Annotated in this window: 20 protein-coding genes; 15 read left to right on the top strand and 5 right to left on the bottom strand. The window is 72.6% G+C overall.

The features are described 5' to 3' along the window. The first annotated feature begins 4 nt into the window (after positions 1-4). The 4 genes from rfbB to AC3DE3_RS15385 are packed head-to-tail and all read left to right on the top strand — an operon-like array spanning position 5 to position 3,475. Positions 5-1,057: a dTDP-glucose 4,6-dehydratase gene (rfbB, locus tag AC3DE3_RS15400; RefSeq protein ID WP_488370537.1), complete on the top strand. Its 1,053-nt coding sequence runs from the start codon at positions 5-7 to the stop codon at positions 1,055-1,057. Continuing rightward, a complete protein-coding gene (gene rfbA / locus AC3DE3_RS15395) occupies positions 1,054-1,935 on the top strand; it encodes a glucose-1-phosphate thymidylyltransferase RfbA (RefSeq protein ID WP_260488574.1) in 882 nt (293 codons plus the stop codon). The genes rfbB and rfbA overlap by 4 nt, the downstream gene beginning before the upstream one ends. Then, positions 1,932-2,918, top strand: coding sequence for a dTDP-4-dehydrorhamnose reductase (rfbD, locus tag AC3DE3_RS15390; protein WP_488370536.1), 987 nt, complete (start codon positions 1,932-1,934; stop codon positions 2,916-2,918). Before rfbA ends, rfbD begins: the two co-directional genes overlap by 4 nt. Further along, entirely contained in the window at positions 2,915-3,475 is a 561-nt protein-coding gene (locus AC3DE3_RS15385; RefSeq protein WP_488370535.1) for a YdcF family protein, read from the top strand. Before rfbD ends, AC3DE3_RS15385 begins: the two co-directional genes overlap by 4 nt. A gap of 48 nt (positions 3,476-3,523) precedes the next feature. On the opposite strand, the gene AC3DE3_RS15380 is transcribed toward AC3DE3_RS15385, so the two are convergent. Beyond that, on the bottom strand, positions 3,524-4,390 hold the full coding sequence (locus tag AC3DE3_RS15380) for an oxygenase MpaB family protein (protein ID WP_260488571.1): 867 nt from the start codon (positions 4,388-4,390) through the stop codon (positions 3,524-3,526). A 210-nt stretch (positions 4,391-4,600) separates the two neighbouring features. On the opposite strand from AC3DE3_RS15380, the gene AC3DE3_RS15375 reads away from it, so the two are divergent. The 6 genes from AC3DE3_RS15375 (at position 4,601) to AC3DE3_RS15350 (ending at position 8,423) form a co-directional block, all read left to right on the top strand. Continuing rightward, complete coding sequence (locus AC3DE3_RS15375) at positions 4,601-5,407, top strand: SDR family oxidoreductase (protein WP_260488570.1); 807 nt, start codon at positions 4,601-4,603, stop codon at positions 5,405-5,407. Positions 5,408-5,426: 19 nt separating this feature from the next. Then, the gene (locus AC3DE3_RS15370; RefSeq protein WP_488370534.1) at positions 5,427-5,978 is read left to right on the top strand and encodes an LpqN/LpqT family lipoprotein; all 552 of its coding nucleotides are present in this window, start codon (positions 5,427-5,429) and stop codon (positions 5,976-5,978) included. A gap of 53 nt (positions 5,979-6,031) precedes the next feature. Beyond that, entirely contained in the window at positions 6,032-6,691 is a 660-nt protein-coding gene (rfbC, locus tag AC3DE3_RS15365; RefSeq protein ID WP_488370533.1) for a dTDP-4-dehydrorhamnose 3,5-epimerase, read from the top strand. A gap of 55 nt (positions 6,692-6,746) precedes the next feature. Next, positions 6,747-6,881: a hypothetical protein gene (locus AC3DE3_RS15360; RefSeq protein ID WP_260488567.1), complete on the top strand. Its 135-nt coding sequence runs from the start codon at positions 6,747-6,749 to the stop codon at positions 6,879-6,881. 162 nt (positions 6,882-7,043) lie between these two features. Further along, positions 7,044-7,820 (top strand): enoyl-CoA hydratase, encoded by a 777-nt coding sequence (locus AC3DE3_RS15355; protein WP_260488566.1) that lies wholly within the window; start codon positions 7,044-7,046, stop codon positions 7,818-7,820. Between the two features lie 78 nt (positions 7,821-7,898). Further along, on the top strand, positions 7,899-8,423 hold the full coding sequence (locus tag AC3DE3_RS15350) for an arsenate reductase/protein-tyrosine-phosphatase family protein (RefSeq protein ID WP_260488565.1): 525 nt from the start codon (positions 7,899-7,901) through the stop codon (positions 8,421-8,423). Between the two features lie 61 nt (positions 8,424-8,484). On the opposite strand, the gene AC3DE3_RS15345 is transcribed toward AC3DE3_RS15350, so the two are convergent. Then, positions 8,485-8,646 (bottom strand): hypothetical protein, encoded by a 162-nt coding sequence (locus tag AC3DE3_RS15345; protein WP_260488564.1) that lies wholly within the window; start codon positions 8,644-8,646, stop codon positions 8,485-8,487. Positions 8,647-8,685: 39 nt separating this feature from the next. Between AC3DE3_RS15345 and AC3DE3_RS15340 the strand changes: the two genes are divergently transcribed. Further along, complete coding sequence (locus AC3DE3_RS15340; protein ID WP_260488563.1) at positions 8,686-9,036, top strand: DUF4229 domain-containing protein; 351 nt, start codon at positions 8,686-8,688, stop codon at positions 9,034-9,036. A 48-nt stretch (positions 9,037-9,084) separates the two neighbouring features. Here the strand turns inward: AC3DE3_RS15340 and AC3DE3_RS15335 are convergent, their stop codons facing one another. From AC3DE3_RS15335 to AC3DE3_RS15325, 3 genes are all read right to left on the bottom strand, one after another. Continuing rightward, positions 9,085-9,960, bottom strand: a complete 876-nt coding sequence (locus tag AC3DE3_RS15335; RefSeq protein ID WP_260489309.1) for a hypothetical protein — start codon at positions 9,958-9,960, stop codon at positions 9,085-9,087. Positions 9,961-10,073: 113 nt separating this feature from the next. Continuing rightward, on the bottom strand, positions 10,074-12,677 hold the full coding sequence (locus AC3DE3_RS15330) for an ABC transporter permease (RefSeq protein ID WP_488370532.1): 2,604 nt from the start codon (positions 12,675-12,677) through the stop codon (positions 10,074-10,076). Next, positions 12,674-13,429 (bottom strand): ABC transporter ATP-binding protein, encoded by a 756-nt coding sequence (locus AC3DE3_RS15325; protein WP_260488561.1) that lies wholly within the window; start codon positions 13,427-13,429, stop codon positions 12,674-12,676. Before AC3DE3_RS15325 ends, AC3DE3_RS15330 begins: the two co-directional genes overlap by 4 nt. Positions 13,430-13,603: 174 nt before the next feature. Here AC3DE3_RS15325 and AC3DE3_RS15320 point away from each other — a divergent pair, with 174 nt between their 5' ends. From AC3DE3_RS15320 to AC3DE3_RS15305, 4 genes are all read left to right on the top strand, one after another. Next, the gene (locus tag AC3DE3_RS15320) at positions 13,604-14,644 is read left to right on the top strand and encodes a hypothetical protein (protein ID WP_488370531.1); all 1,041 of its coding nucleotides are present in this window, start codon (positions 13,604-13,606) and stop codon (positions 14,642-14,644) included. A gap of 134 nt (positions 14,645-14,778) precedes the next feature. Beyond that, positions 14,779-15,561, top strand: coding sequence for a hypothetical protein (locus AC3DE3_RS15315; protein ID WP_488370530.1), 783 nt, complete (start codon positions 14,779-14,781; stop codon positions 15,559-15,561). A gap of 295 nt (positions 15,562-15,856) precedes the next feature. Continuing rightward, complete coding sequence (locus tag AC3DE3_RS15310; protein WP_488370529.1) at positions 15,857-17,197, top strand: hypothetical protein; 1,341 nt, start codon at positions 15,857-15,859, stop codon at positions 17,195-17,197. 151 nt (positions 17,198-17,348) lie between these two features. Further along, the gene (locus AC3DE3_RS15305; protein ID WP_260488557.1) at positions 17,349-17,978 is read left to right on the top strand and encodes a hypothetical protein; all 630 of its coding nucleotides are present in this window, start codon (positions 17,349-17,351) and stop codon (positions 17,976-17,978) included. Positions 17,979-18,013 lie beyond the last annotated feature (35 nt).

Genomic DNA, 18,013 nt, shown 5'->3' with positions numbered 1-18,013 from the left:
GCCCATGCGCCTCGTCGTCACCGGGGGAGCCGGGTTCATCGGCGCCAACTTCGTCCACACCGTGATCCGCGAGTACCCGGACGCCCACGTCACGGTCCTGGACTCCATGACCTACGCCGCCAACCGTGCGAACCTGGACGGTCTGCCCGCCGGCCGGGTGGAACTGATCGAGGCGGACTGTGCGGACCCGGCGGTCACCGACCGTCTGGTCGCGGCGTTGACAGGGCCGCGGGACGCCGTGGTGCACTTCGCCGCGGAGAGTCACAACGACAACTCGCTGGCCGCGCCCTGGCCCTTCGTGCACTCCAACATCGTCGGTACCTACGCCGTCCTCGAGGCGTGTCGGCGGCACGATGTGCGGCTGCACCACGTGTCGACCGACGAGGTGTACGGGGACCTCCAGCTGGACGATCCGGCCAAGTTCACCCCGGCAACGGCGTACAACCCGTCGAGCCCGTACTCGGCCACCAAGGCCGGCGCGGACATGCTCGTGCGCGCCTGGGTCCGCAGCTTCGGGGTGCGCGCCACGATCAGCAACTGCTCGAACAACTACGGACCGTTCCAGCACGTGGAGAAGTTCATCCCGCGGCAGATCACCAACATCCTCGACGGCCGTCGTCCGCGTCTCTACGGCAGCGGGGCCAATGTGCGGGACTGGATCCACGTCGACGACCACAATGCGGCGGTCCTGCGCGTCCTCGCCGCCGGCGAGCCCGGCCGGACCTACCTCATCGGCGCGGACGGCGAGCATTCGAACCTCGAGGTGATGCGCATGATCTGCGAGCTCATGGGACTGGCCGGCGGCAGCGGCGCGAACGACGGCGAGGCCGGGGGAGACCCCGGGTTCGACCACGTCACCGACCGGCCCGGCCACGACCTGCGCTACGCCATCGACGCCACCGCGACGCGCGAGGAGCTGGGCTGGGAGCCGCGGCACACCGACCTGCGCGAGGGCCTGCGGCAGACGATCGAGTGGTACCGCGACCACCGTGACTGGTGGGAGCCGGTCAAGGAGCGCGTCGAGGCGACCTACGCGCGGACGGAGACGGTGCTGTGAAGGGCATCGTCCTGGCCGGCGGCAGCGGCACCCGGTTGAGCCCGCTGACGTTGGCCACGAGCAAACAGCTGATGGCCGTCTACGACAAGCCGATGATCTACTACCCGCTCTCCACGCTCATGCTGGCGGGGATCCGCGACATCCTCATCATCACCACGCCCGAGGACTCCACTCAGTTCCGCCGCCTGCTGGGCGACGGCAGCCGGTTCGGCATCACCCTGAGCTATATCGAGCAGGCGGCCCCGGAGGGGCTGGCGCAGGCGTTCGTGCTGGGCGCTGACCACATCGGGGACGAGCCGGTGGCCCTGATCCTGGGGGACAACATCTTCTACGGGCCCGGCATGGGCACGCAGCTGCGACGGTTCGCCGATCCCGACGGTGGCGCCGTGTTCGCCTACCGGGTGTCGAACCCGAGTGCATACGGGGTGATCGACTTCGACGCGGACGGGCGGGCGATCAGCCTCGAGGAGAAGCCGGAGGACCCGGCGTCCGACTTCGCCGTCCCCGGGCTCTACTTCTATAGCGCCGACGTGGTGGACGTGGCGCGGGGCCTGGGCAAGTCCGCCCGGGGTGAGTACGAGATCACCGACATCAACCGTCACTACCTGCGCGAGGAGCGTCTGCACGTCGAGGTGCTGCCGCGCGGTACGGCGTGGCTCGACACGGGCACGCACGACTCCCTGCTCGACGCGGGCAACTACGTCCGCACGATCGAGGACCGACAGGGACTGAAGATCGGCTGCCCGGAGGAGGTGGCGTGGCGGATGGGGTATCTCGACGACGACGAGCTCACCGACCGCGCCCGTGCCCTGCAGAAGTCGGGGTACGGCCGGTATCTCCTCGATGTCCTGCGACGCGAGAAGGGACGCACCCTGTGACCGCCGGCAGGTGGCCGCGGATCCTCGCGACGGGCGGCCGCGGGCAGCTCGGGCACTACCTCGACAAGCAATCGAGGGCTCGGCTCGGTGGCGGCGCGGTCGCGGTGGGACGCGACGAGCTCGACGTCACCGACCCGGCGTCGATCGCCTCCGCCCTGGACCGCCACGAACCGGAGGTCGTGATCAACGCGGCCGCATACACCGACGTCGACGGCGCGGAGGCCGACGAGTCCACCGCCCACGCGGTCAACGCCGACGGGGTGGAGTCGCTGGCCGTGGCGTGCCGCGACCGCGGGATCCGGTTGTTCCACATCAGCACCGACTACGTCTTCTCGGGCGAGGTCCCCGGTGGGGGTGACCCGGCCACCGCTCCGGCTCTCGAGCCGCACGACCCGACCGCGCCGGCGACCGCGTACGGACGCACCAAGCTCGCGGGGGAACGGGCGGCGCTGTCGGTGTACCCCGAGACGACGATCGTGCGCACCGCGTGGGTGTACAGCGGGCCCGAACGCGCGGGGAAGGGGCTGCGCGGGTCCGACTTCGTGGCCACCATGGCCCGACTGGAACGGGAGCGCGAGACGCTCACCGTGGTCGACGATCAGTGGGGTTCGCCCACCTACACGGCGCCGCTGGCCGATCGGTTGCTCGGCCTCGTGGTCAGGGATGCCGGGGGCGAGTTCGACGCGAGGGGCCTGACCCTTCACCTGGCAGGGGGAGGCCGAACGACGTGGTTCGACCTCGCCCGGGCGGTGTTCACGTGGTTCGGGGCGGATCCCGGGCGGGTGCGACCCTGCTCCAGCGAGGAGTTCGCGCGTCCCGCCCCGAGGCCGGCCTTCTCCGTGCTCTCCGACGCCTCGTGGCGTGCCGCCGGGCTGGCGCCGATGGACGACTGGAGGCAGGATCTCGTCCGCGCGATCGCCCACGAGGGCTGGATCGCCCAGCGACAGCGGGAGCGGGGCGAGCTCCCGGGACCCGGGTCGTGAACCGGACCCGCCGCGGAGTGCTCGCGGCCGGGATCGTCGCCGCGGCCGCCACCGTCGGTGTGCTCGCGCTCACCGCGTGGGGTGCGTTCCTGTTGCAGCCCCGCGCGGACGACCCCGTGCGCGCCGACGCCGTGGTCATGCTGGCCGGCGCGGACGACGGGCGACACCTGTACGCCCGCGATCTCGTGGAGGCGGGATACGCCGACACCCTGCTGGTGAGCAATCCCGGCGGGAACTCGGAGAAGGTGGCCCGGCGGCTGTGTACCGGTCCGGCCCGCCCGTCCGGCGCCGAGGTGGTGTGCTTCTCACCCGACCCGCGCACCACGTGGGGCGAGGCGCAGTCGGTCGGGGCGATCGCCCGGGCGCGCGGGTGGGAACGGATCCTGGTGGTGACCAACCGGCCCCACACGCTGCGGGCCGGAACGTGGATGCGGGGCGCCACCGGGCTGGACGTGCGGATGACACCCATCGACCGGCTCGACCGCGTGATGGTGCCAGTGCATCTCGTGTGGGAGATCGCAGGATGGATCAAGGGCGGCGTCAACGGTCACTGGTGACCGCCACCGGCCGGACGCGTCGGGTCCGTATGGCCCGGGTCGGGACGCTCAGGCGGTCCGGGACCGCATCGCCGACGGGGCTGCGATCGGTGCGCGGGTCGTCAGTCTCGGCCGCGCGAGGCCCTCGTGTGCCTTGGTGATCCGCCCGAACACGGCGGTGCGGTCCATCGGACGGTGCGGCAGATCCAGCGCGCGACGCACCTCCGAGGGCACCAGGCTCGCGGCGGCGTCCACGACCGTGGTGCACGACCGGTGGGCGATCACCGAGTTCTCCGTGACCCCGGGGCAGGCGTTGGCGTCCTCGCGAAGCTTGGCCGCGGCGCGGCGACCGGCGACGGTGGCCCGGGCGCGACCGCGGGACCCACGCAACAGTTGCTCGAGCTCGCGGACGGTCGAGGGGAAACTCCGGGCGCCGTGGAGCCGCGCGAGGCCCGACCACTGACACACGTACCGGTCGGAATCGGCGGGGGAGAGCTGCCGCCCCGAGAAGCGCTGGAACGCGGCGAGCAGGGCCCACGCCATCGCGGCCTGCGCCCACTCGATCAGCGCGGGGTCCGAGCCGTAGTAGTAGTCGCCGTGCTCGGTGGTGCCGGAGAAGGAACTGTGGTCACGGCGGGCGTGCTCGATGGTCACCATGGCGTCGTCGACCGTGCCGAACGTCGAGATCTCCACGAGGTCGTGCAGGTAGTCGTCCACCGACCACGGGTGCTCCTCGGCTCCGCACGCGGCCACCACGGCGGAGTAGGAGGGGTCGGCGGTCAGCATGAGAAGGCCGGTGGTGATCCCGATCGGGGTGGACGCGTCACCGTGGACGCGCCAGATCGGATCGTCCTGCCCGAACCAGCGCGGGCCGGGGATGTCGAGGATCGAACACGCCGCCGACTCCGCGCCAGCGCGTGGAACTAGTGGTGACATGCACACACCCCGGGATAGTAGCGCCGCCTGAGGGAGCGGCCGGATGAGACCCGTCAACAACTCTAGCGCCCGGCGACCCGCAGGTGAAGGAATCCCGGAGGGTCCGCTGAGAGAATCCCGAGAGACCCCGTCTCGGCGGGCCCCAGCCGCACGGCCTCTAGGCTGGGAGGCGCACACCAGACGGCATCCCACCCTCATAAGGAGACGGTCGTGACCGCTACCCCCCTTCCCGCCCCCCGCACCGGCCCTGTCGTCCCCGACCGCTTCGCAGGCCGCACCGCGCTCGTCACCGGGGCGAGCCGGGGGATCGGCCTGGGGATCGCGGGACGCCTGCTCGCGGAGGGGGCCTCGGTGGTCATCACCGCCCGGGGACAGGAGGGCCTCGACGAGGCCGTCGCCGAGCTCGGCGCGCCGGACCGGGTGCTCGCCGTGGCCGGCAAGAGCGACGACGAGGACCACCAGCGCGAGGTCATCGCCCGCGCCGAGGAGAAGTTCGGCCCCATCGACCTGCTGGTCAACAACACCGGCATCAACCCCGTCTTCGGCCGCACCGTCGACATCGACCTCGCCGCCGCCCGCAAGATCACCGAGGTCAACGCCCTCGGGACCCTGTCGTGGACGCAGAAGATCTACCACGCCGGGCTGGGGGAGCGCGGCGGCGCCGTGGTGAACATCGCCTCCATCGCCGGCCTGGCCCCCTCGCCGGGGATCGGCTGGTACGGCGCCACCAAGGCGCTGGTCATGCGGCTGACCCAGGAGCTCGCCGTGGAGGTCGGCCCGGCCGTGCGCGTCAACGCCGTCGCCCCGGGCGTGGTCAAGACCAGGTTCGCCGAGGCGCTGTACTCCGGCCGCGAAGAGGCCATGTCGGCGGCGCTGCCGGCCGGGCGACTGGGGGTGCCCGACGACATCGCCGGGCCCGTGGCGTTCCTGCTCTCCGATGACGCGCACTGGATGACCGGGCAGACCCTCGTCGTCGACGGGGGCGCGCACATCGTCGGCGCGGGCCTCCAGGGCTGACGGGGCCCGGGAGCCCACGATGACCTCGATCCAGGAATACTGCGCCTCGACCGGTCGCTCGCTGGACGCGAGCCCGCCCATGGCCGTGGCCGCACAGCCGCTGATCTGGGTGGACAGCCCGCCGTGGCAGCGCATCGAATCGCCCGAGCCGTCCGCGGTGATCTACGTGGACCCGGGCGCACACCGCGACGGGTTCTCGCCCAACGCCGTCGCCACCTGCGCACGCGTCGCCCCGGCGATGGACACCGAGCAGGCGGTCGAGATGATCGTCGCCACGGCCGATGCGCTGGCCGAGTGGACCCTGCTCGAGCAGGTGGCCGGCGAGGGCGACGAGTCCGCCGGCGCCGTCCGCAGCGTCTACCGCTACCTGCGCGGCACCTACACGGCCGAACCGGGGCGGATGGCCACCTCCAGTCTGATCGTGGGATGGAGCGACGACGAGGCCACCTACGTGTTCCAGTTCGTCGTCACCGGGTGGCGCGAGGACGCGTCCGTCCACGACGACGCGATGCGGTGCCTGCTCATCGGCGAGTGGACGGCGGCGCAGATCGTGGAGGCGATGCGCGGCTAGGGTGGTCGGGATCCACGGGTCGGATCGACAGACGACAGGAAGGCGGGACCGACGTGCAGCTGCGCGAGCTCAGCGTGTCGGGGGCGTGGGAGATCACCCCTCGGCAGATCTCCGACGACCGCGGGGTGTTCCACGAGGCGTTCACCGACGAGAACTTCCGCCGTATGACCGGCCACCGCTTCGACCTCGCGCAGGTCAACGTCTCGGTCTCCGGGGAGGGTGTGCTGCGCGGCCTGCACTTCGCGGAGGTCCCGCCCGGTCAGGCCAAGTACGTGTTGTGCCCGTCCGGCACCGTGTTCGACGTGGTGGTGGACGTCCGGGTGGGCTCGCCGACGTTCGGCGAGTGGGCCGGGGTCATCCTCGACTCGGTCGAGCAGCGGGCCCTCTACATCCCCGAGGGCGTGGCGCACGGCTTCCTGGCGCTCGAGCCGCAGTCCACGGTGATGTACTTCTGCTCGGAGGGGTGGCGCCCCGGGGCCGAGCACGTCATCGACGCGTTCGACCCCAAGATCGCCATCGACTGGCCGGGGACGGCCCTCGACGGCACCTCGATCGAGCACGTCATGAGCGAGCGCGACCGCGACGCCCCGAGCCTGCTCGACGTCGCCGCCGCGGGGCGGCTGCCACAGTGGGAGGCGTGTGAGGCCCACGTCGAACACATGAGGGAGGCGACGTCCGCCGTGGACGCCGTGTGGCGCCCGGACGAGAACTGACCTACCCTCACAGGCGTACCCCCTAGGGTATGTAGTCGAATCTGAGGAGATTCTTATGTGTTACCCCGTCACCTGCCCCGTCTGCGGCAAGACCACCTGGGACGGCTGCGGTGAGCACGTCGACCAGGTGAAGGCCACCGTGCCCGCCGAGCAGTGGTGCGACGGCCGGCACGGGACCGCCGCGACCTGACTCCCGGCCGGGCCCCGCTGTCCGGCGCCACCGGAGGGCCCGCCGCGTCCGGAGGGTCCGCCGCGTCCGGTGGGGGCGTCCGGGCCCCGTCCCGGCCCGTCGACCGGGGCCACGGGGTAGAACCAGGGGAGGCGCCAGCCCCTCATCCCCTCCGGAGGTCCCATGAGCACCCCGTTCGTCCTCGTCGAGCGCAGCGGCCCGATCGCGCGCGTCACCCTCGATCGGCCCGAGCGGCGCAACCCGCTCTCCCTGCAGATGATGCGGGAGGCGACGGGGGCGATCCGCGACCTCGGTGACGACCCGGACTGCCGGGTCGTCGTGCTCACCGGCTCGGGACCCGCGCTGTCCGCCGGACACGAGATCAGCGAGATGGTCGACCGCTCGCTCACGCAGGAGCGCGAGGTCTTCACCACCTGCGTCCAGCTCATGGAGACCATCCAGGCGATCAGGCAGCCGGTGATCGCCGAGGTGCAGGGCCACGCGATAGCCGCAGGATGCCAGCTCGTCGCCACCTGCGACCTGGCCGTGGCCGTCGACACCGCACGCTTCGGTACCCCCGGCGTGAAGATCGGCCTGTTCTGCTCCACCCCGATGGTGGCGGTCTCCCGCGCCGTCGGTCGCAAGCGCGCCATGCAGATGCTGTTGACCGGCGAGACCATCGACGCCGCCACCGCCGTGGACTGGGGACTGATCAACGAGGCGGTCCCCGCCGACCGGCTGCGCTCCCGGGCGGACGAACTCGCGGTGCAGATCGCCGACGCCAGCCCATTGACGTTGGAGATCGGCAAGCAGGCCTTCTACCTGCAGATCGACCTGCCCCAGGACGAGGCGTACCGCGAAATGGCCGAGACGATGGCCACCAACGCCGTCACCTGTGACGCCCAGGAGGGCATGACCGCGTTCCTGGAGAAGCGCACCCCGCAGTGGCGCGGGGAGTGACGGGCGGAGGCGGTAGGGGGCCGGGGTCCGAGGTCCGGAGGGAAATGCGCGCCACGACGGCACACTAGGATCGTCGGCATGGCGATCTCGGTGATGACGGTGTGTACCGGCAACATGTGTCGTTCCCCGCTGGCCGAACGTCTGTTGGCCAGGCGCGCGGAGGCGGCGGGACTGGACGTGACGGTCGACTCGGCGGGGACACGGGCGGCCAACGGCGTGGAGATCCACCGGGAGTCCCTGCGGGTACTGCAGGGCTACGGGGGTGACGGGGGCGGGTTCTCCTCACGGCTGCTCACCTCCCGGTTGCTCACCGGACGCGATCTCGTACTCACCGCGACGCGCGCCCACCGCGATGCCGTGCAGGAGCTGGCGCCGCTGTTGTGGAAGAAGACCTACACGATCCTGGAGGCCGCCCGGATCGCCGACTCCGACGACGCCGTCACGCTCGCGGGCCTGTCACGGGCGAGGCTGGACATCGACACCGACGACCCCGCGCTCGACGTGGAGGATCCGATCGGCCGGGAGCCCGAGGTGTTCGACCGTACGGGGGCGCAGATCAGCGACGCCGTGGACTCCATCGTCCGCCTGCTCGCCCGCAGCTGACCGGGCACCCGCGGGGCGCGCTGCCGGACAGAGCTCCGCCGCGACCCCTGCGCCCGAGGCGTCAGGGGTCGAGCGGTTTGCGACGATCCAGATCCCGCAGGAAGTCGGGGTCGTCGTCCGGGGCGATCACGCGTGGGGGAGCCGACCGTGAGCCGGGCCCGAAGGCCCGCCACAGCAGGATCGCCACGGTCACCACTCCGATGAGTGCGAACAGCCAGATCACTCGAACCTCCTCTCCACCACGATACGTATCCTGGTGACCATGAGCGAGCGAGACGAGTCAACACACCCTGCGGATGGGGCGGTCAGCCCGACGACCACCCCGGCGGGGGCCTCACCCGGTGCGCGCCTGGCCCGCAACATGGTCGTCTACACCGTCGTCCGCCTCCTGCTGGTGGTGGCGTTGACGCTGGTCATCATCGGGGTCGGCAGTCTCGCGGGAGTGCAGGTACCGGTGCTCGTCGCCGCGATCATCTCCGTCGTGATCGCGCTGCCGCTGTCGATGGTGCTGTTCAGCCGGATGCGGGCGCAGATCAACTCCGACATCGCGGCGGTCGACTCGGGACGCCGCGAGAAGCGAGACGACCTGCGTCGCCGGATGAACGAGGCCTGACCGGAACAGGGCCCGACCGGACAGAGCGCCCGGTCGGCTCGCCGCCGGTCAGTCCTGCGGGCCGCCCGGCCAGAACGACCCGGGCCAGCGGAACGCGGGGAACCCGACGGAGGTCGGCGGCTCGGCGGGCGCCCCGGATCCGAACGAACCCGACGGCTCGGTAGACATCACCGACGTCAGGGGGCCCGGCTGCTGGTCCTGCGGCGCCTCGGTGACCGTGGGCACCGCCGCCTGCTCGGACGAACCGGTCCCCTCGGTCACGGTCTCACCGGGGACGGTGGTGTCCGGCGTGGTCGTACCGGGCGTGGTGGTTCCGGGGACGGAGGTGCCGGGGGCGGTCGGGTCCGTCTCGCCCGGCTCGGTGCCACCGGGGTCGGTGGTCGGCGGCGTCGTGGGCGAGGTCCCGTCGGTCGGGGTCGTGGGGGCGCCGGGCTCGTCCGTGGGGGATTGGCCGGAGTCCGGGTCGCCCGGCTGCCCGGTCGTCTCCCCGTCAGCGAGGAGATCGCGGTCATCCTCGGGCCCGACATCGGTCCGTGGCTGGGCGGGCGTCCACTGCTGAGCGGTGGTGTCGACCGGCGCGGACTCGTAGGACGGCGCGTAGGTGCCCGCCTCCTCGTCGGGGACGTACAACGCCCCGGGAGCCGGCTGGACCCCGATGTAGTACCTGCTCAGGCAGTGATCGGTGACGTTCTGCGAGCCGTCGGTGAAGATGGTCAGGCCCGGGGTGCCGCCGTCGGCCTCAGTGGCGCAGCGTGCGATGAACTTTCCGGGCTGCTCATCACGCTCCGTCGTCTGGGTCGGCGACGCGACCTCCGTGGCGGACGCGGAGCGCGGCGCTTCCGAGAGCACCTGTGGCTCCGGCTGCGCGCATGACGCGGCCACCAGCGCAGTTGCGCCGGCGACGAGGAGCACCCGAATTTGCATAACGATAGTGTCTCAGTTCTGTCAAAGGATGGCTACCGGACTGGCGGAGTGGGTTCTTTCTCACTCTCCGGAGGGATGACGGAGTTGCGGCGATATCACCCGCGACCCCCCGGTCACCCGGTGCCGACACGGGATCTGACCGCCCCGAGGGACGCGACCGCGGCGGCGAGGAGTGCCGCGAGGACACCCCCGACACCCACATTCACCAGATCGCCGACGGGCACGCCGTCGTTACCGAGTTGGGACAGACCACCGACGATCCCGCCGCCCGCAGCCGCCCCGGCTCCGGTCAGTGCGGTGGCGCCGGCGGACCCGAAGGCCGCGCCCAGCGCCACGCCGAGGGCCGCGGCGCAGACCGCGACCAGCAGGGTCTCCAGGACGAGCATCAGCCACACGCCGGTGCGGGTGACCCCCACGCCCCGGAGCAGGGTGATCTCCCGGGTCCGCTCCCGGACCGCCAGGGTGAGCGTGTTGGCGACCCCCACCAGCGCCAGCGCGACCGCCACCGCCAGCAGGAGCGAGCTGGAGGTGAGGACGGTCCGGACGGAGGTGGCGATCTGCTCGCGGGAGGCGAAACTCTCCGTCACGGCGAGGTCGGGGGCCGCGTCCGCCACGGCGGATCGCACCCCCTGGAGGGCCGCCTCGAGCTGCTCGCCCTCCAGGGAGTCGTCCATGCGCAGCCACACCTCGGTGCGGGGCACGAACTCGGTGGGCACCTCGACGCCCTCCGGCCACGGCGACCCGTCGGGCAACTGCACCACGGGCCAGGCCGGCACGCTCCCGGGCGCGGCCAGGGCCCACTGATCACCGGTCCGGCGCACCACGAGGTCACGACCGTCGTCGTCGGAGAAGAAGGTGAACCGGACCGTGTCCCCGTCGCGGGCGCCGGCGGCCACGGGGGAGGACTCCGGGAGGACGATCTCCCCGGGGCCGGGGAGGATGACGTTGCGGCGCATCACGTCGCCGACCCGCTCCGGTTCGGCGACCCGGAGGACCGTGCGCCTGCCCCGGGGGTCCTCCGCGTACATGTCGGTCACCACCAGGGACTCGCCCACGCCCGGGAGCTCCGCCAGCGTCCCCGGCAGGGCGGCGGGAAGGGTGTCTCCGCCCGGGGCGGAGACGGCGATGTCCAGCGGGACGCGATCGACGAGCCGGGCCTGGATGGCCGGTCCGAGCAGGGCGATGCCGGTCACCATCGTCGCGGTGAGCGTGACGCCCACCAGGACGGCCGCCGAGGTGGCGGCGGTGCGGCGCGGGCTGCGGGCGGTGTTCCGTGCGCCGAGCAGGCCCACCGGGCCGAGCAGCAGTCCCACGATGCTGCCGAGCGCCCCGAGCAGGGTCGGTAGGGCCCCCGCGGCCACGGCCAGCACACCCAGGAAGGCGAGGACGCCCCACGCCCCGGCCTCGACGACGTCACGGGCCGCGACCGCCGCCGACATGGAGTGCCAGCCGAACACCGCCGCGGCGGCACCCACCGCGACCATCGCCAGCCGCCGCCACCACGGGTCGGGCCGCACATCGGCCGGGCGCAGCGCCTCCAGTGGGCTACCGGAGGTGGCCCGCCACAGCGGCGGGAGGGCGGTGGCGAGGGTGACGCCGACGCCCACCGCCGCGGCGAGGAGATAGGCGGATCCGGGGACGCTGACCTCCTGCAGGGGGATCGTCACGCCGAGCCTCGGGGCCTCGCGAGCCGCCAGTGACACCGCGAACCGGCCCAGCGCCAGCCCCGCGGCGGTGGCGGACGCGCCCACGAACAGGGCCTCGGCCATCCCGGACAGCCGCAACTGCAGGCGCGAGGCGCCCAGGCAGCGCAGCAGCGCCGTCTCCCGAACGCGGGCGGCGAACACCACCGCGAACGTCGTGCCGATCACCAGCGCGGCCACGGCCACGGCGAGAACGGTGAAGGCCAGCAGGGCCCTGGTGTAGACGTCGCGACTGCCGATGAACGATTCCGCGAGCGCGTCCGCCTCGGCCGCGCCGGTGGACACCTCGACGGCGGACGTGCCCGGGATCTGTCCCAGCCGTCGCTCGATCTCCGCCGCCAGTGCCGCGTCGGGAACCGTGCCGTCGCCGGCGACGCGGACGTCCCCGCCGGCTCCGTTCGGCGCCCACTGTTGCACCTGTTCATCGACGGTGTAGAGCGGGAAGGCCGTCTTCATGTCCGGCTGCCCCGACAGGTCGAACAGCCCGACCACCGTGACCGTGGTGGGTTCGCCCACGCCGGTCGGCTGCACCTCGAACGTGGCGCCCACCGGGAGGTCGGCGTCACCGCGCACCGCCACCTCGCCCGGGGCCCCGGGTAGCCGCCCGTCCGCCAACGGCTGCCAGCGCAGCCCGTCGTCGGTGGCGATCGTCGTCGTCGTCGTCACCTGTTGCGCGCGACCCTCGACACGGACCCGCACGTACGTCTGCGCGTCCACGGTCGCGGCACGCACCCCCGGGGTGGCGGCGATGGCCTCCAGGCCGAGCCGCTGGGACTCGGCCGCCTCGTCGCGCGCGGCATCGGTGCCGGCGGAGGTGCGGTCGCCGAGGTTCTGCACGAGCACGGCGGTGCCCGAGTACCGCATGCCGAAGGTCGCGTCGGCGCTGGCGGTCATCGTGCGCAGCACGCCCACCGAGGCCAGGACGAATCCGACCGCCACGGCGATCGCCAGGATGGTGCCCAGGTAGCGGCCGGCATGCGCGCGCAGCTGACCCAGGACGAGGTGCGGGCTCACGTGGTGACCGGTCGACGACCGGTGAGGGAACGCATGGCGGTGTGCACCGACTCGGGCGTGGGGGAGGGGACCTCGTCGGCGATCCGTCCGTCGGCCAGCACGAGCACGGTGTCGGTGTGTGCGGCGGCGTGCGCGTCGTGGGTGACCATGACGACGGTCTGTCCGGCCTCGCGGACGCACGCGCCGAGCAGTGTCAGCACGGCCTCGCCGGATTCGGAGTCGAGGTTCCCGGTCGGCTCGTCGGCGAACACGACGTCCGGGCTCGGCAACAGCGCGCGGGCGATCGCCACCCGCTGCTGCTGGCCGCCGGACAACTCGTGGGGCCGCCGCTTGAGCAGGTCGCCGATCCCGAGCTCGCCGACGAGCGAGTCGAGTCGCGACCGGTCCGGGCGGCGGAACGCCATGCGTACGGGGAGCACGATGTTCTCGCGCACCGAGAGCGCCGGCACGAGGTTGAAGGACTGGAAGACGAAGCCCACCCGGGTGCGCCGCAGCCGGGTCCGTCCCGCGTCACCGAGGCGGGTGATCTCGGTCGATCCGATGGAGACCGTGCCGTGGTCGGGGGTGTCCAGGCCAGCCAGGCAGTGCATGAGGGTGGACTTGCCGCTGCCGGACGGGCCCATGACCGCGGTCCAGCGCCCCCTGTCGATCGCCACGTCCACGCCGTCCAGTGCGCGCACCCTCACCCGCCCGTGGGAATAGGTCTTGCGCAGGCCGTGGGCCCGGATCGCGATCTCTGGGGGTGGGGTCACGTGGGTCCTTCCGTCGCGGCGTGGCGTCCGGAGGTGAGTGTAGGGACCCCGGTGGTGGAGACCCGGTCGGACACGGCGCCGCACCTGTGGCCCATGTGACTGATGTGACGTATGGTACGTGTGTGACTGGGCCGGACCCGGTCGTGCCCAGCTCCCGGACGACAAGGTGACCTCATGTTCCAGCGACGCTCGCACCGCACCGCCCCCCGCTCCCGTTCGCTCGCCCTCGGCGGCGCCCTGGCCGCGCTCGCCGTGGTCGGCGGTGGCACCGTCGCGGCGGTGGGCGCGCCCGCCGCCGTCGATGCCGACGACATCCAGCTGACCCAGAACGCGACCGGTCAGGCCGATGCGCAGGAGCTCCCGCTCGGTACGGCCGTCAACCTCGACCTCGAGCCCGTCGTGGCCCAGGCCGCCGGTGGCACGATCCCGGCCGGGACGACGGTGCAGGTCACCGGACTGCCGGACGGTCTCACCCAGGACGGGTGGATCATCTCCGGCACGCCCACCCGGGCCGGCGAGTACGAGGTGCTCGTCACCGTTTCCAACTCGGGGGTCTCGCGGTCGGAGAAGGTCGCCATCACCGTCACCGACGGCGCCGGTGGCCCGGGGGAGGGGGCGACGACGAGCCCGTCCACCACCGCCGCGACGCCGTCCGGCCCCACGCTCGCCGCGACCCCCGGCGATCCGACGCTGGCGGGCGACGGTCTCGAGGGTGACGGTCTCGAGGGTGACGGGACCGGCGGAACGGGCACCGACGACGGTGCCGACGATGACACCGACGGGGCCACCGGGGACGACGACGACGAGGTCGGCACCACCCCGGACCTGTGTGCGGTCCTCGGGGACGGGCAGATGGACGGCGCCTCGCTGGCGCAGCTGCTGCCACTGGTGACGGGCGGGGAGAACGCCGAGTCGTCCGGCCTCGTGATGGTCCTGGTCAACACGGTCGTCAACCTGCTCCCGTCGGTGCTCGGTGAGGGCGGGTCGGTCAAGAGCCTCGGCTCCGTCGGGGAGATCCTGTGCACCCTCTCCCCGTCGCTGCTCGGTGGCCTGGCCGGCGGCGCCGCCACCTCCGGCGCGGAGACCACCACCGGCGGCGCCGCCGTCGGCGGTGCGACCACCGGTGGCCCGGCCACCGGCGCGGCGGCGCTCGAGGGTGGCCCGGCCGCGCTGCTGGGTCTGCTCACCACGGGCGCGGGCAGCCTCGGGCAGTGAGTCCCGCCGCGCCCGCGGCAATGTCTGTCCCGGGCGCGGTTCACCGCGCTAGAGTCCTCCTGTCGACCTGAGGCGGCCCACCGGGGCGCAGTGGCTCGATCACGTCCGTCGTCGTCGAAGAGGGTTCATCACACATGTTCACCCGCAAGGTCGTCACCGCCTCCGCCGCCGCTCTCGCGCTGGTCGCCCTGTCCGTCCCGGTCGTCAACGCGCAGGACGACGGATCCCTCGCCGGTGATGCCGACTCCGGCAGCATCTCGCTCGGAAGTCTGGAGGGCGGCAGCCTCGACGCGGGTAGCCTCGCCGCCGGCTCGGACGGCCCCGCCGAGGGGGAGTCCGACGGTGACGAGGTCGCCGGGTCCGGTTCCCTCGGTGACGGCTCGCTGGGCGACCTCGATTCCGCGAGCGGAGAGGACACCAGCCTCGGCGACCTCGTTCCCTCGACCGACGGGGTCTGCGAGCTGCCCGCCCTGGGCGGTTCGGTCGCGAAGTTCTACCCGCTGTTCGGGATCGACGGCATCCCCACCGGTGTCCTCGATCTGATCACCTCGGCCCTGGACTCCTTCCCCAACCTGCTCGACGTGGTCGCGGGAGAGGGTGGGGGTGCCGCGCTGGTCGGTGAGACCGGCTCGCTCGGCGAGGGGCTGTGCACCCTGGTTCTCGGCGGCGAGATGGTCCCGCCGCCGGTCACCGTCATCGTCGACGGTGACGGCAATCCGGTCACCACGGTCACCGGGACGCCCACCAGCAGCAGCGCGTCCGTGACCTCGACGGCGACCTCGTCCGGCTCGTCCACGACCCCGGGTGTCGAGACCAGCGACGGGGGCCCGGGCGGCGCCCCTGCCGAGACGGGTTCGGATGCCGCCGATGCCGGCGAGCCCACCCCGGCGACCTCGGTCCCGGTCCCCGCCGCCTGATCTCCTCGCTCCCGCTCGGCTGCGGCCCGGTCCCCACCACGGGGGCCGGGCCGCGGTCGTTCCGGCCCTGCCTCCCCGCCTGTTCCGGCCCGGGTGGGTCGAGGCCGCCTAAAGAGGTGTCCATCGGCCGCGATATACCCCTGGGGTGTGTTACCAGTGTGACTCCTGATTCTTGAGTGACATATGTGACAGGAGTAGACAGTTGGTGTGCGTGTGGTTAGAGTGGCTTCCGTAATGGTCTGCGCTCCCGTTCCGCGGAGTGAGCGATCTGAACCCCTCCGGAAGGAACCAGCCGATGCGTGCTCGCCTCGCCCGTCCTCGTCGTATCGTCCGGGGTCGCCTTGCCGCCCCCGTCGCAGCCGCAGCAGCGGTCGCGCTCGTGGGCGGGATGGTCATTGCCGCTCCCGATGCCCCCACCGTCCGTGACGACGTCCAGACCGTGGCGGTCGCCGCACCGTCGTTCAACGCGGGGATGGAGTTCTCCTTCAACGCGGGGGCGCTCGTCCAGGCCTCCCAGTCGGCCGGCTTCGTGATCGAGGACGTCACCGGACTGCCGGAGGGGCTGGAATACGACGGCAACGGCGGCATCTCCGGCACCGTGACCACCCCGGGTGTGTACACGATCCAGGTGACCGGACGCGGCCTCGGCGGGCTCGTCACCGTCCCCGTCACCCTGACGATCAACAACCCCGACGGCTCCGCCCCTGCCGGCGCCTCCGGTGAGGCCACCGCCACAGTCGACGGCAGCCTCGGCGGCCAGGCCCAGGCCGGCGGCGAGATCACCACCGGTTCCGACGGGACGGACGCCATCCTCGGTGCGGTGGCGGGCATCGTCTCCGCTCTCGGCGGCGACGCGGGCTCGGTCACCGAGCTCGCGGCCGGCTCCACGGGCCAGGGCGGGGTCACCCCCGAGAACCCGGACGCCCCCGACGCGCCCACCGGCCCCCTCGGGAGCGCGGCCAACGGCGAGTTCGGCCTCGGCAGCCTGTCGAACGGTGGACCGGAGGGGCCGGACACCGAGACCCCCGGCACGGACGTCCCCACCAATGGTTCGCTCGGCACCCCGGGCTCCACTGCCACCGGCGAGGCGGCCGGCGACGCCACCGGCGGACTGGACACCCAGAGCCTGGGGCCGCTGGCCCCGCTCGGATCCCTGATCGACTCGGACGCCGAGACCGGTTCGACCACCGACGGTGACACCGGGACCACCGGCTCCACCCTCCCCGGCTCCACCACGACCGGCGGGACCCAGACCGGCGCCGAGATCGTCACCGGCGCGGACCTCACCGGCGGCGGCGAGATCACCGTCCCGGGCTCGTCCTTCCCAGCGGACACCGGTTCGCTCGGTGCCCTGGCTCCCGGGCTGGCCCTGACCGGCGCCGCCCTGCTCGGCATCGCCGGACTCAGCCTCGTCCTGGGCGGCGGGTCCTCGGTCCCGGGCTCCTCGGCGATCCTCCCGGCCCTGCCCGGTTCGACCACCACGGGCGGGACCACCACCGGCGGGTCCAGCGACACGGGCGGGTCCAGCGACACCGGCAACGGTGGCTCGTCCGGATCGATCGCCCCCACCGTGGCCGCCGGCGCCCCCAGCACGGTCCAGGCCCCGGGCCCGACGGTCGCCAACGGCCGCGGCTGACCACCGAACTCCCGGCGGCCGGGTAGGCCGCCGGTGACCACCTCCACCCCGGATGTCGTCTCACTTGATGAGATGGCTCCGGGGTGTGGTGTATCGGTGGGTTACCGTGGGGCGGTCGCGATCTGGCGACGGCACCCACCGAAAGGCCTCTATGCGTATCTCCCGTCCTGTCATCGCTTCCGCCACCGCACTCGCCGCCATGGCCGCGGTCGGGGTCGCGTCCGGCCAGACGGAGGCGCCCGACCGCACTCCCGTGGTCGTCGAGGCCACCGACGTCACCCCGGCGGCCCTGCCCTCCCTGACGCTGCGCGTCGGTGAGTACATGGAGCGGCGGGTCAGCGACTACGTCACCCCGCCCCCCGGTGCCTCGATCCAGTTCCAGGGTCTGCCGCCCGGGTTGACCTACGATCCGGCCACCACCGCGATCAAGGGCACGCCCACCGTCGCCGGGGTCTACAAGCCCGTCGCGACCGCATTCATCTTCGGGGTGCCGGTGCGCACCGAGTCCACCACGGTCACCGTCACCGGTGGTGGCGGAGGAGGCGGGACTGCTCCGGCACCCGCACCCGCGCCCGGCCCGGCACCTGCTCCGGCGCCGCGACCCGCGCCCGTACCCGCCCCCGTCTCTGCTCCTGCTCCCGGCACGATCAACCTCGCCGACATCGACACCCTGCCGGTGCCGAACGAGGTCAAGGACGCCATTCGTGGTGCCGCCCTGGCCATCAACAACGGCATCCAGTCCGCCTGGAACGCCGTGCCCGAGGGCTCGCTCGGGAAGTAGCCCTACGCGAACGCCGACGGCGGCCGGTCCCCGAG

The sequence above is a fragment of the Dietzia sp. IBK-p2-16D genome (assembly GCF_057773085.1).
The sequence above is the reverse complement of the archived record's forward strand: the minus strand, read 5'-3'. Positions and strand labels throughout refer to the sequence as shown.

Bases quoted from the DNA above. Each gene is read 5' to 3' on its own strand.
- rfbB (WP_488370537.1), top strand. From the start codon at position 5: ATGCGCCTCGTCGTCACCGGGGGAGCCGGGTTCATCGGCGCCAACTTC.
- AC3DE3_RS15380 (WP_260488571.1), bottom strand. From the start codon at position 4,390: ATGTCACCACTAGTTCCACGCGCTGGCGCGGAGTCGGCGGCGTGTTCG.
- AC3DE3_RS15370 (WP_488370534.1), top strand. From the start codon at position 5,427: ATGACCTCGATCCAGGAATACTGCGCCTCGACCGGTCGCTCGCTGGAC.
- AC3DE3_RS15360 (WP_260488567.1), top strand. From the start codon at position 6,747: ATGTGTTACCCCGTCACCTGCCCCGTCTGCGGCAAGACCACCTGGGAC.
- AC3DE3_RS15355 (WP_260488566.1), top strand. From the start codon at position 7,044: ATGAGCACCCCGTTCGTCCTCGTCGAGCGCAGCGGCCCGATCGCGCGC.
- AC3DE3_RS15350 (WP_260488565.1), top strand. From the start codon at position 7,899: ATGGCGATCTCGGTGATGACGGTGTGTACCGGCAACATGTGTCGTTCC.
- AC3DE3_RS15340 (WP_260488563.1), top strand. From the start codon at position 8,686: ATGAGCGAGCGAGACGAGTCAACACACCCTGCGGATGGGGCGGTCAGC.
- AC3DE3_RS15335 (WP_260489309.1), bottom strand. From the start codon at position 9,960: ATGCAAATTCGGGTGCTCCTCGTCGCCGGCGCAACTGCGCTGGTGGCC.
- AC3DE3_RS15320 (WP_488370531.1), top strand. From the start codon at position 13,604: ATGTTCCAGCGACGCTCGCACCGCACCGCCCCCCGCTCCCGTTCGCTC.
- AC3DE3_RS15315 (WP_488370530.1), top strand. From the start codon at position 14,779: ATGTTCACCCGCAAGGTCGTCACCGCCTCCGCCGCCGCTCTCGCGCTG.
- AC3DE3_RS15310 (WP_488370529.1), top strand. From the start codon at position 15,857: ATGCGTGCTCGCCTCGCCCGTCCTCGTCGTATCGTCCGGGGTCGCCTT.
- AC3DE3_RS15305 (WP_260488557.1), top strand. From the start codon at position 17,349: ATGCGTATCTCCCGTCCTGTCATCGCTTCCGCCACCGCACTCGCCGCC.